The organism is Streptococcus oralis, assembly GCF_023109195.1.
Lineage (GTDB): Bacteria > Bacillota > Bacilli > Lactobacillales > Streptococcaceae > Streptococcus > Streptococcus oralis_BV.
This window is the reverse complement of record NZ_JALDUB010000001.1, coordinates 646,465-658,637: the sequence shown is the minus strand read 5'-3', so window position 1 is coordinate 658,637 and position 12,173 is coordinate 646,465. Positions and strand designations below refer to the sequence as shown.

At 38.2% G+C, this 12,173-nt stretch carries 15 protein-coding genes; 14 read left to right on the top strand and 1 reads right to left on the bottom strand.

Annotation, left to right across the window (positions count from 1 at the left end):
* Window positions 1–4 precede the first annotated feature (4 nt).
* The 6 genes from M1F65_RS03200 to M1F65_RS03175 all read left to right on the top strand — a co-directional run bounded on the left by M1F65_RS03200 (window position 5) and on the right by M1F65_RS03175 (window position 4,599).
* Window positions 5–550, top strand: coding sequence for an NUDIX hydrolase (locus tag M1F65_RS03200; RefSeq protein WP_000393795.1), 546 nt, complete (start codon window positions 5–7; stop codon window positions 548–550).
* An 11-nt stretch (window positions 551–561) separates the two neighbouring features.
* Window positions 562–873 (top strand): cell wall synthase accessory phosphoprotein MacP, encoded by a 312-nt coding sequence (macP, locus tag M1F65_RS03195; protein WP_000517872.1) that lies wholly within the window; start codon window positions 562–564, stop codon window positions 871–873.
* A 15-nt stretch (window positions 874–888) separates the two neighbouring features.
* Window positions 889–1,581 carry a 5'-methylthioadenosine/adenosylhomocysteine nucleosidase gene (locus M1F65_RS03190; RefSeq protein WP_247925472.1) on the top strand — a complete coding sequence of 231 codons (693 nt, stop codon included), beginning with the start codon at window positions 889–891 and terminating at the stop codon, window positions 1,579–1,581.
* 76 nt (window positions 1,582–1,657) lie between these two features.
* Window positions 1,658–2,152 (top strand): chromosome segregation protein RocS, encoded by a 495-nt coding sequence (rocS, locus tag M1F65_RS03185; protein WP_000021252.1) that lies wholly within the window; start codon window positions 1,658–1,660, stop codon window positions 2,150–2,152.
* Between the two features lie 81 nt (window positions 2,153–2,233).
* Complete coding sequence (locus tag M1F65_RS03180) at window positions 2,234–2,827, top strand: 3'-5' exonuclease (RefSeq protein WP_049518603.1); 594 nt, start codon at window positions 2,234–2,236, stop codon at window positions 2,825–2,827.
* Window positions 2,828–2,835: 8 nt separating this feature from the next.
* Window positions 2,836–4,599 carry a glycerophosphoryl diester phosphodiesterase membrane domain-containing protein gene (locus M1F65_RS03175; protein WP_247925471.1) on the top strand — a complete coding sequence of 588 codons (1,764 nt, stop codon included), beginning with the start codon at window positions 2,836–2,838 and terminating at the stop codon, window positions 4,597–4,599.
* Window positions 4,600–4,639: 40 nt separating this feature from the next.
* Here M1F65_RS03175 and M1F65_RS03170 read toward each other — a convergent pair whose 3' ends face one another.
* Entirely contained in the window at window positions 4,640–4,939 is a 300-nt protein-coding gene (locus M1F65_RS03170) for a YbaB/EbfC family nucleoid-associated protein (protein ID WP_000981515.1), read from the bottom strand.
* Window positions 4,940–5,379: 440 nt separating this feature from the next.
* Here M1F65_RS03170 and M1F65_RS03165 point away from each other — a divergent pair, with 440 nt between their 5' ends.
* The 8 genes from M1F65_RS03165 to M1F65_RS03130 all read left to right on the top strand — a co-directional run bounded on the left by M1F65_RS03165 (window position 5,380) and on the right by M1F65_RS03130 (window position 12,108).
* Window positions 5,380–6,087 carry an IspD/TarI family cytidylyltransferase gene (locus M1F65_RS03165; RefSeq protein WP_009730094.1) on the top strand — a complete coding sequence of 236 codons (708 nt, stop codon included), beginning with the start codon at window positions 5,380–5,382 and terminating at the stop codon, window positions 6,085–6,087.
* A gap of 4 nt (window positions 6,088–6,091) precedes the next feature.
* Complete coding sequence (locus M1F65_RS03160) at window positions 6,092–7,114, top strand: ribitol-5-phosphate dehydrogenase (RefSeq protein ID WP_044020846.1); 1,023 nt, start codon at window positions 6,092–6,094, stop codon at window positions 7,112–7,114.
* 16 nt (window positions 7,115–7,130) lie between these two features.
* Window positions 7,131–7,988, top strand: a complete 858-nt coding sequence (locus M1F65_RS03155) for a phosphotransferase (RefSeq protein WP_247925470.1) — start codon at window positions 7,131–7,133, stop codon at window positions 7,986–7,988.
* Between the two features lies 1 nt (window position 7,989).
* On the top strand, window positions 7,990–8,868 hold the full coding sequence (locus tag M1F65_RS03150) for a DMT family transporter (RefSeq protein WP_000791842.1): 879 nt from the start codon (window positions 7,990–7,992) through the stop codon (window positions 8,866–8,868).
* Window positions 8,869–8,879: 11 nt separating this feature from the next.
* Window positions 8,880–9,569 carry a sugar phosphate nucleotidyltransferase gene (locus tag M1F65_RS03145; protein ID WP_247925469.1) on the top strand — a complete coding sequence of 230 codons (690 nt, stop codon included), beginning with the start codon at window positions 8,880–8,882 and terminating at the stop codon, window positions 9,567–9,569.
* Between the two features lie 190 nt (window positions 9,570–9,759).
* Entirely contained in the window at window positions 9,760–10,236 is a 477-nt protein-coding gene (locus M1F65_RS03140) for a PTS sugar transporter subunit IIA (RefSeq protein ID WP_247925467.1), read from the top strand.
* Between the two features lie 37 nt (window positions 10,237–10,273).
* Entirely contained in the window at window positions 10,274–10,579 is a 306-nt protein-coding gene (locus M1F65_RS03135) for a PTS sugar transporter subunit IIB (RefSeq protein WP_000590551.1), read from the top strand.
* A gap of 53 nt (window positions 10,580–10,632) precedes the next feature.
* Window positions 10,633–12,108: a PTS galactitol transporter subunit IIC gene (locus tag M1F65_RS03130; protein WP_049484387.1), complete on the top strand. Its 1,476-nt coding sequence runs from the start codon at window positions 10,633–10,635 to the stop codon at window positions 12,106–12,108.
* The last annotated feature ends 65 nt before the right edge of the window (window positions 12,109–12,173 follow it).

Below are 12,173 nucleotides of genomic sequence, written 5' to 3'. Positions count from 1 at the left end.
TGTCATGGAATTTGAAGAAAAAACGATTAGTCGGAAGGAAATCTATCAAGGTCCTATTTTCAAACTAGTACAAGACCAGGTGGAACTACCAGAAGGAAAGGGTACTGCCCAACGTGACTTGATTTTTCACAATGGAGCTGTTTGTGTACTAGCTGTGACAGCTGAGGACAAAATCGTTCTCGTTAAGCAATACCGAAAGGCTATCGAGGCGGTTTCTTATGAGATTCCTGCTGGTAAACTTGAACTTGGTGAAAATGCTGATCCAATGGCGGCGGCACTTCGTGAATTGGAAGAAGAAGTTGCCTACACGGCTAAGTTAGAACTATTGTACGATTTTTATTCTGCGATTGGATTTTGTAATGAAAAACTAAAACTCTACCTCGCTAGTGATTTGGTCAAGGTGGAAAATCCTCGCCCACAAGATGATGATGAAACCTTGGAAGTCCTAGAAGTAAGTCTAGAGGAAGCCAAGAACCTGATCCAGTCAGGTCATATCTGTGATGCCAAGACCATTATGGCGATTCAGTACTGGGAACTACAAAAGAAATAGAGGAGAAACCCATGGGAAAACCTTTATTAACAGACGAAATGATTGAACGTGCCAATCGTGGTGAGAAAATCTCAGGACCACCTCTTCAAGATGACGAGGAAACAAAGATCCTACCAACGTCTTCACAACATTTTGGTTATTCACGTTCTAGAGACCACGGTTTTAGTCAAGATACACTTACAATCGAAGTAGAACCAACAATTCATAAGAGTCGCCGCATTGAGAACACTAAGAGAAATGTTTTTAATTCGAAACTCAATCGTATCTTGTTTGCAGTCATCCTACTTTTGATTTTGTTGATTTTAGCGATGAAACTCTTGTAATTGAAAGGACTTGAAATGAAAATTGGAATCATTGCTGCCATGCCAGAAGAACTCGTATATTTGACTCAGAATTTGTACAAACCTCAAGAAGTTCAGGTCTTGGGAAATACCTACTACACAGGCTCTGTTGGCAATACTGAAGTCGTTCTAGTTCAGAGTGGGATTGGAAAGGTCATGTCGACTATGAGTGTAGCTATTCTAGCTGACCATTTTCAGGTAGAAGCTATCATCAATACAGGATCAGCAGGTGCTCTTGCTGAAGGGATTGCTGTTGGAGATGTAGTGATTGCGGATAAGTTGGCTTATCATGATGTGGATGTGACTGCTTTTGGCTATGCTTATGGCCAAATGGCTGGTCAACCTCTTTACTTTGAATCCGATAAGAACTTTATCGCTAGGATTAAAGAGAATTTATCTAAATTAGAACAGAACTGGCACCTAGGATTGATTGCTACAGGGGACAGTTTTATAGCTGGAGATGATAAGATTGCTAGTATCAAATCCCACTTTCCAGATGTGTTAGCAGTTGAAATGGAAGGGGCTGCTATTGCACAAGCAGCTCAGGCTCTTGGCCTACCTTTCCTAGTCATTCGTGCCATGAGTGACAATGCCAATCACGAAGCCTCTATCTCTTTTGATGAATTTATTATCGAAGCTGGACGTCGTTCTGCCCAAGTATTACTAGCCTTTTTAAAGGCCTTAGATTAAGCGGAAATTTGACAGTTTATCTAGCTTATGATAAGATTTAAATAAAGAAAAGCTAGAAAACGTTTCAGAGGATATTATGAGTATTGAAATGACCGTCAGTGAGATTGCAGAGGTCTTAGGACTATCTCGTCAAGCAATCAACAATCGTGTCAAAGAACTTCCTGAAGAGGACACGAAAAAAAATGACAAAGGTGTAACTGTAGTTACTCGAAGTGGCTTGATCAAGCTAGAAGAAATCTACAAAAAAACGATTTTTGAAGATGAACCAGTCAGTGATGATGTCAAACAACGTGAACTGATGGAAATCTTGGTCGATGAGAAAAACGCTGAAATTCTTCGCTTGTACGAGCAGCTCAAGGCCAAAGACCGCCAGTTATCAGAAAAAGATGAACAGATGCGAATCAAAGACCGACAGATTGCTGAAAAGGACAAACAGTTGGACCAACAGCAACAGTTAACTCTTCAAGCCATGAAGGATCAAGAAACCTTGAAACTCGAGTTGGACCAAGCAAAAGAAGAAGTCCAAGCAACCAAAAAAGGCTTTTTTGCTCGCCTTTTTGGAGGAAAATAAAGAAGCTGTTTGGGTTACTCACTAACCTAATGGCTTCTTTTATTATTTATAGTTTAGTTTGGGTAGTAATTGAGGTAAATAATGGAAAAATTAAGAGATTATATCGCCTTTGATTTGGAATTCAACCAACACGAGGGGGTTACCCATTTAATTCAAGTATCAGCAGTCCATTTTCAAGATGGGCAAGAATGTGCTGCTTTTGACTCTTATGTTCATACTACAGCCCCATTGAAGAGTTTTATCAATGGTTTGACTGGAATCACAGCTGAAACCTTGAAAGATGCGCCAAAAGTAGAACAAGTTTTAAAGGACTTTCAGGCATTTGTTGGCGACATACCTATCGTTGGTTACAATGCAGCTAAGAGTGATTTACCTATTCTCTTGGAGCATGGTATTGATTATCGTGACCAGTATAAGGTTGATCTATATGAGGAGGCTTTTGAACGCCGTAGTTCTGATCTACACGGCATAGCCAATCTTAAATTGCAAACTGTAGCGAATTTTTTAGGCTTTCACGGGAAGTCTCATAACAGTTTAGAGGATGCCCGCATGACGGCGCGTGTTTACGAAGCTTTTTTGGAATCGGATGAAGGAAAGCTATTAATAGAAGATCAGAGTAGTTTTTCGATGAATAATCCTTTCGGTGGCTTAGATTTATCCCAATTTTTAGACTAGGAGTGCTTATGAAACCTGAAAAACCTAAAAAGCTAGGTTTTAGGAAGATATACTATAACCTAGATAAGATTTTATTTCTATTTTTCTTGATATTTATGATGGTTGAGTTTGTCTGGCTACCATTAAATTCGTGGATTGCTGGCATTCTTCTGAGACAAACCGGTTATTTGTTTATCTCCTACAATAACTTTTGGGCGATTATACAAGGCTCGCCTTTTATCAGTTTAGCCTTTCTCATCTTAATTGCAATCAATCTCCTGGTTGCCTATTTCCAGATTTGTCTTTTATTCATTGGGGCGCGTCACCTTCTCTATCATGAAAAGAGAACTTTAATTGAGTATAGTAGAAAAGTATTTCACCAGAGCTTTCTATTCGTTAAGCGATTGAGCTTTTGTAAGATGGCCTTTGTCTTTTTTTACATTGCTTTGCTTTTCCCGTTCATCCGTAAGATTTTAAAAATCTACTACCTCAACAAGATTATTATTCCTGATTTTATTGTGAATTATTGGGAAGGTAAGCATTGGCTGGTAGGTCTGATGATCATAGCATCCGCTTGGATCTTTCTCTACATCTCTGTCCGATTTATGTTTGCCCTTCCTAAGATTCTCTTTGAAAGAAAGACGGTAAGAGAAAGTGTGAAATATAGTCTCAAAAAGACAAAGAAAAATGTCCTTTTCTACTCTTGGCATCTCTTACTCATTATCATTAAAACCTATCTTTTCTTCTTTGGTTTATTAATTCCTTTGCTTTTTGCGCAAGCAGTGATGGATAATCTCACTCAAAAAGAATCCTTGATTCTCGGTGTGATTAATTTTGTCTTGATTAAAAATTTCCATTACATGACCCTGACTTACTTCTTAGTGAAGTTTGTTTCCTTCCTGACAGGAGAAGAGTTGGAGATCATGCCAAGGCGAAAGAAAGATCATCTGATGAGATGGGGTGTCATGGGGTGTGCAAGCATCTTCTTTGCCATAGAAGGCTACGTTTATCTGGAATCTCCGGATACCAATACACCTTTAGTGATTTCGCACAGAGGAGTAAGTAATAAAAACGGTGTTCAAAATACTGTGCAGTCTTTAGAAAAAACAGCTCAACTAAAACCTGATCTCATCGAAATGGATGTGCAGGAAACGAAAGACGGTCAGTTCGTGATGATGCACGATGCCAACCTCAAAAATTTAACAGGTATTAATGCTACACCGCAAGATTTGACTCTGGATGAATTAACAAATACAGATATTTACGAGAATGGTTATCAAACAAAGATTTCAAGCTTTGATGCCTATTTAGAGCGTGCAAATGCTTTAAACCAAAAATTGCTGATTGAGATTAAAACCAGTAAAAAAGATAGTCCGCAAATGATGGACCATTTCCTTGAAAAGTATGGGGCGACTATCAAGAAAAATGGACATCAGATGCAATCACTAGACTACCATGTGATTGATAAAGTGTTGACTTATGATTCTGAAATTCCAGTTTACTTTATTCTTCCCTATAACAGTATCTTCCCAAGAACCAAGGCAACGGGTTACACTATGGAGTACTCGACTTTGGATGAATACTTTGTCAATAAACTCTGGACAACTGATCAGAGACTCTATGTTTGGACCGTAAATGGTTCGGAGGCATTTGATAAAGCCGTTCGCCTCGGCGCAGATGGCATGATTACTGATGATCTTGAAATGGTCCAGTCACAAGTCACAATGACTCAAGACGATCCGGAATATACGGAATTACTCTTAAAGAAAGCAATGGAATTCTTTGATTTCTAAGAAAAAAAAAGAGAAACATCTGTTTCTCTTTTTTTGTGGATTAGAAAGGCAATTTTCCAGCGAAAGCTCCTAGTTTCTTCTTAGTCGTTTCATCAATTTGTTCAAGTGCAGCGTTAATTGCTTGCGCAGTCATGTCAGAAAGGGTTTCGAGATCTTCTGGATCTACAACTGCTGGGTTGAAGTCAATGCTGACAACTTTTTTGTCTCCAGTTAGGGTTGCTTGGACAAGGTCCTGAGCTGATTTTCCAACAAATTCCATGGCAGCGAGTTCTGCTTGGCTCTGTTCCATTTGTTTTTGAAGTTTTTGTGCTTGGCGCATCATGTTTTGCATGTTCATCATGGCGGTTTACAGTTTCCTTTTTTCTATTATTTTTCTTTTTATTTTATCAATTTTAGGGGCAAAAGTCTATTATTTGTTTAATTCATGAGATATATGACCTTTTATAATGAGTCTCTCAAACAACTTTTAAGAAATTTACTATGCACACCTAGTATTCTTTGCTAAACAAATAATTTCATTTAAGCTTTCTTTAAGGTTTCTATTATATTCTAAAGAACTCTATATTAACCGAACGTTGAATGGATAATATAGAGGATAACCTAATTTTATTTCTTGATTTATTATGGTCTTTCCGGATTTAGTAACACATTGTTCACTTTTTACCTTAAATGGTGTGTTGATTAGACTAAATGATTCACTGTCTTTTCTTCATGATGGAGGCAGATTGTGATATAATAGATGATAATGAGTTTTTTAGAATAAACTAAAGGAGAATATAAATGATCTATGCAGGAATCCTAGCCGGAGGAACTGGCACACGCATGGGAATCAGTAATTTACCAAAACAATTCTTGGAGTTGGGTGATCGTCCTATTTTGATCCACACAATTGAAAAATTTGTTTTGGAACCAAGTATTGAAAAAATTGTAGTTGGAGTTCATGGAGATTGGGTATCTCATGCTGAGGACTTGGTTGACAAGTATCTTTCTCTTCACAAGGATCGCATCATCATTACAAAGGGTGGTGCTGATCGCAATACCAGTATCGAGAAGATTATAGAAGCTATTGATGCCTACCGTCCAATCACTCCAGAAGATATCGTGATTACGCATGACTCTGTTCGTCCTTTTATCACACTTCGCATGATTCAGGACAATATCAAACTGGCTCAAAATCATGATGCAGTTGACACAGTAGTAGAAGCAGTTGATACCATTGTTGAAAGTACTAATGGTCAGTTTATCACTGATATTCCAAATCGTGCTCACCTCTATCAAGGTCAAACACCTCAGACATTCCGCTGCAAGGATTTCATGGATTTGTATGGTTCCCTATCTGACCAAGAAAAGGAAATCCTGACAGATGCATGTAAGATTTTTGTTATCAAAGGAAAAGACGTTGCCCTAGCTAAAGGGGAATATTCAAATCTTAAAGTCACAACTGTGACAGACCTGAAAATCGCGAAAAGCATGATTGAGAAAGACTAAGGCTATGATTAATCAAATTTATCAACTGACCAAACCAAAGTTTATCAATGTAAAATACCAAGAAGAGGACATTGATCAGGAGAATCATATCCTTATTCGTCCAAATTATATGGCGGTTTGTCATGCAGATCAACGTTATTATCAAGGGAAGCGTGATCCAAAGATATTGGCTAATAAACTTCCTATGGCCATGATTCATGAGTCTTGTGGAACTGTTATTTCAGATCCGACTGGGACTTATGAAGTCGGTCAAAAGGTAGTTATGATTCCCAATCAACCGCCTATGCAGAGTGACAAGGAGTTCTACGAGAACTACATGACCGGAACCTACTTCCTATCAAGTGGTTATGATGGCTTTATGAGAGAATTTGTCTCTCTTCCAAAAGATCGTGTTGTGTCTTATAATGACATTGAGGACACAGTTGCAGCCATTACTGAGTTTGTGAGTGTTGGTATGCATGCCATGGATCGTTTCTTGCATCTTGGTCATAGTAAGCGAGAGCGCATTGCTGTTATCGGAGATGGTAGTTTGGCCTTTGTTGTTGCAAATATTATCAATTATACCTTGCCAGAAGCAGAGATTATCGTCTTTGGTCGCCATTGGGAAAAACTAGAGCTCTTCTCTTTTGCAAAAGAGTGCTATATTACTGATAATATCCCAGAGGATTTGACCTTTGATCATGGGTTTGAGTGTTGCGGTGGCGATGGTACAGGCCCAGCTATCAATGACTTGATTCGCTATATTCGTCCACAGGGAACGATTCTCATGATGGGAGTGAGTGAATACAAGGTTAATATCAATACACGAGATGCATTGGAAAAAGGATTGTTATTAGTAGGCTCATCTCGCTCAGGACGCGTCGATTTTGAGAAGGCCATTCAAATGATGGAAGTTAAAAAGTTTGCAAATCGTCTGAAGAATATCCTTTATGTTGAAGAACCAGTGAGAGAAATCAAGGACATTCACCGTGTCTTTGCTACAGACCTAAATACTGCTTTCAAAACAGTATTTAAGTGGGAAGTGTAGAAGATGGAGGTTAATTGTGGAGAAACTCATCAAAGAAAAAATTTCTTCTTTACTATCTGATGAAGAGGAAGTACTCAGTGTTGAACAACTGGGAGGCATGACCAATCAGAACTATTTGGTTAAAACAACCAACAAACAGTATATTGTGAAATTTTTTGGTAAAGGGACTGAAAAACTCATCAATCGTCAAAATGAAAAGTATAATCTTGAACTTTTAGAGGATTTAGATTTAGATGTCAAAAACTACCTCTTTGATATTGAGTCAGGGATTAAAGTAAATGAATACATCGAATCGGCAGTAACTCTTGATTCAACATCAATCAAGTCCAAGTTTGAAAAGATTGCACCAATATTACAAACCATCCATGCTTCAGGGAAAGAATTAAGAGGAGAATTTGCTCCTTTTGAGGAAATCAGCAAATATGAATCGTTGATTGAGGGACCTATCCCTTATGAAAATTATGAAGCTGTAAGAAAAGATGTATTTTCACTAGAAAAGAGATTGGCTGATTTGGGTGTTGATAGAAAGTCCTGTCATATCGATTTGGTACCAGAAAACTTTATCGAGTCACCACAAGATCGTTTGTATTTGATTGACTGGGAATACTCTTCTATGAATGACCCAATGTGGGATTTGGCAGCTCTTTTCTTAGAGTCTGAATTTACAAAGCAAGAGGAAGATGATTTCCTTTCCTACTATGAAAGTGACAAAACGCCTGTATCACGTGAGAAAATTCGTATCTATAAAATCTTGCAAGATACTATCTGGAGTTTGTGGACAGTGTACAAAGAAGCTCAAGGGGCTGATTTTGGAGATTATGGTATCAACCGTTACCAAAGAGCTGTCGAAGGTTTGACTTATTATGGAGGTTAGGATGAAGAATAAAAATGGTGTTTCCTTTGGTCTGCTCTCTGGAATTTTCTGGGGATTAGGTCTAACGATTAGTGCTTATATCTTTTCAATTTTTACAAATCTTTCACCTTTTGTGGTGGCTGCTGCTCATGATTTCTTGAGTATCTTTATCTTGTTAGCTTTTCTTTTGGTAAAAGAAAGAAAAGTTCGTCTTTCGATTTTCTTAAATATTCGAAATGTGAGTGTAATTATCGGTGCTTTACTAGCAGGACCTATTGGTATGCAGGCCAATCTTTATGCGGTTAAATATATTGGTAGTTCTCTAGCTTCATCTGTATCGGCTATTTACCCAGCAGTTTCAGTTTTACTAGCCTTCTTCATTTTGAAACACAAGGTTTCAAAGAATACAGTATTCGGTGTTTTCTTGATTATTGCAGCGATCATTGCTCAAACCTACAAGGTTGAACAAGTTAACTCGTTTTACATTGGGATTCTTTGTGCCCTTATCTGTGCCATTGCCTGGGGGAGTGAAAGTGTTCTCAGCTCCTATGCTATGGAAAGTGATTTAAGTGAAATTGAAGCCTTGTTAATTCGACAAGTAACCTCATTCTTGTCCTATCTTGTGATTGTGCTCTTTTCTCACCATTCATTTGCAGAAGTGGCAGACGGACAATTATTCGGCCTCTTGATTGTCTTTGCGGCCTTTGATATGATTTCCTACTTAGCTTATTATATCGCTATTAATCGTTTGCAACCTGCGAAAGCGACAGGTTTGAATGTGAGCTATGTAGTCTGGACTGTCTTATTTGCAGTTATTTTCTTGGGTGCACCGCTAGATATGTTGACAATCATCACTTCACTTATTGTTATGGCTGGTGTTTATATTATTATTAAAGAATAAAGGAGATTCGTGTGAAAGCGATTATTTTAGCAGCGGGCTTAGGAACTCGTCTGCGCCCTATGACTGAAAATACCCCAAAAGCTTTGGTTAAGGTTAATCAAAAACCCTTGGTTGAATACCAAATCGAGTTTTTGAAAGAGAGAGGAATTGATGAGATTATCATCGTTGTCGGTTACCTCAAAGAACAATTTGACTACCTAAAAGAAAAATATGGTGTTAGTTTAGTCTTTAACGACAAGTATGCTGATTACAATAACTTTTACTCACTTTATCTAGTAAAAGAAGATTTGGCTAACAGCTACGTCATCGATGCAGATAACTATCTTTTCAAAAATATGTTTCGAAACGATCTTAAACGTTCTACCTATTTTAGCGTTTATCGTGAAGACTGTACGAACGAGTGGTTCTTGGTTTACGGTGATGACTACAAGGTTCAAGACATTATTGTTGACAGCAAGGCTGGTCGCATTCTGAGCGGAGTTTCATTCTGGGATGCATCAACTGCTGAGAAGATTGTTGGCTTTATTGACAAAGCTTACGAAAGTGGTGAATTTGTTAATCTCTACTGGGACAACATGGTTAAGGATAATATCAAAGAATTGGATGTCTATGTCGAAGAATTAGAAGGAAATAGCATCTATGAAATTGATAGTGTAAAAGATTACCATAAGTTAGAAGAGATTTTATCTACTATTAAGTAAGGAAAGAGAAGAAGGCTTGGGCCTTCTTTTTTTGTGGATTTTATAACAAGAATGTTTGATATTGATTGTATTCTTTAAATGAAACAAAAATTACAAAAAAATGAACAAAATAAAACAAAAATTATTGACAACGATTTCATATAGTGTTATACTTATTACATAAAAGATAATTGAAAGAAGGGAAAATGTTATGGGATTAGATCATTTCTTTGACAAAAACCTGGTGTTTTGCTTAGAAGCGGATAATCAAGAACAACTCTTTGATCAGGTAGCAAGCTTGTTGGAAGAACGAGAAATTGTCACTCCAACTTATCGTGAAGCCTTGATCACACGTGAAAAGTCATTTCCAACTGGTTTAGATATGGAATTTCTAGGAAAGGACTTGCCAAATGTAGCGATTCCTCATACAGATATTGTTCATAATCTAGCTGAGAAAGTAGTGGTTGTTCGATTAGAAAAACCAGTAACTTTTCACAATATGATAGCTCCTGATAAGGAAGTAGAAGTATCCCTACTCTTCTTTATCATTAACAACTCAAGTTCAAGTCAAACAAATATTCTGGCTCAGTTGATGGACTTTTTCACAGGAAATGGCCATCTGGAAGATCTATCAAAAATTTTCGAACCAGAAAAGCTTTATGCTTACATTGCTGAAGCAACCGTTTAATCTTGTCTATTAAAATATAAAATCGGAGGAAATCCAAATGATTAAAATTCTTGCTGCCTGCGGTGCAGGTGTTAACTCAAGTCACCAAATTAAAAGTGCTCTAGAAGAAGAACTTTCAAACCGTGGTTATGATGTTCACTGTGATGCAGTTATGGTGAAAGATGTAAACGAAGACCTTATCAAGGGCTACGATATCTTTACTCCAATCGCTGCAACTGACCTTGGTTTTGAACCAGGTATTCCAGTAATTGAAGCTGGGCCAATCTTGTTCCGTATTCCAGCGATGAGCGCTCCAGTATTTGACAATATTGAAGCAGCTATCAAAGAACACGGACTAAGCTAATTTATTCTTTATCTTGTTAACATTCATATAACTAAAAAACGGGAGGAACTATTATGGATGTCATTATCAATCTGGCCAACGATATCTTCAAACCTATCTTGGCTATGGGTGGCCCTATCATCATGCTGATCATTTTGACAGTTTTGGCCCTACTTTTTGGAGTGAAATTCTCCAAAGCGCTTGAAGGTGGTATCAAGCTTGCTATCGCCCTTACTGGTATCGGTGCTATCATCGGTATGCTCAACGGAGCTTTCTCAGCATCACTTGCGAAATTCGTTGAAAACACTGGTATCCAATTGAACATCACCGACGTTGGTTGGGCACCACTTGCAACAATCACTTGGGGTTCTGCATGGACACTTTACTTCTTGCTTGTAATGTTGATTGTCAACATTGTGATGCTTGCAATGAAGAAAACAGATACACTTGACGTCGATATCTTCGATATCTGGCACTTGTCAATCACTGGTCTTTTGATTAAATGGTATGCAGACAACAACGGTGTAAGCCAAGGGGTTTCACTCTTCATCGCAACTGCAGCAGTTGTCCTTGTAGGTATTTTGAAAATCATCAACTCTGATTTGATGAAACCAACTTTCGACGACCTTCTTAATGCACCAAGTTCATCACCAATGACTTCAACTCACATGAACTACATGATGAACCCAGTTATCATGGTCTTGGATAAGATCTTTGATAAAGTATTGCCTGGTCTCGATAAATATGACTTTGACGCTGCAAAATTGAACAAAAAAATCGGTTTCTGGGGATCTAAATTCTTTATCGGTTTCATCCTTGGTATTGTTATTGGTTTGATGGGGACTCCACACCCAGTTGCTGGAGTAGAAGATGCATCTTCATGGGAACTTGTTATTAAAGGTTGGTTGTCTCTTGGTTTGACAGCCGGTGTAGCTTTGGAACTCTTCTCACTTATCGGATCATGGTTCATCGCAGCCGTAGAACCACTCTCACAAGGTATTACAAACGTTGCTACTAAACGTCTTCAAGGACGTAAATTCAACATCGGTCTTGACTGGCCTTTCATCGCTGGTCGTGCTGAAATCTGGGCTTGTGCTAACGTACTTGCTCCAATCATGCTAGTAGAAGCAGTGCTTCTTTCAAACGTAGGTAATGGTATCTTGCCACTTGCAGGTATCATCGCTATGGGTGTGACTCCAGCTCTCTTGGTTGTTACACGTGGTAAATTGCTCCGTATGATTATCTTCGGAACACTCTTGTTGCCTCTCTTCCTTCTTTCTGGTACTCTTATCGCTCCATTTGCAACTGAACTTGCTAAAGGTGTAGGTGCCTTCCCAGAAGGTGTGAGCCAAACTCAATTGATCACTCACTCAACTCTTGAAGGACCAATTGAAAAACTATTTGGTTGGGCAATCGGTAATGCTACAACAGGTGATATAAAAGCAATCCTTGGTGCAGCAGTCTTCCTTGTATTCTATGTAGGTATCTTTGCTTGGTATAGAAAACAAATGATCAAACGTAACGAAGAATACGCAGCAAATGCTAAATAATTCGCTCCTATAAAATGTAAATTGTGAAAACTAGGTTGTTAATTTCCTACATTGGGAGTGACAAC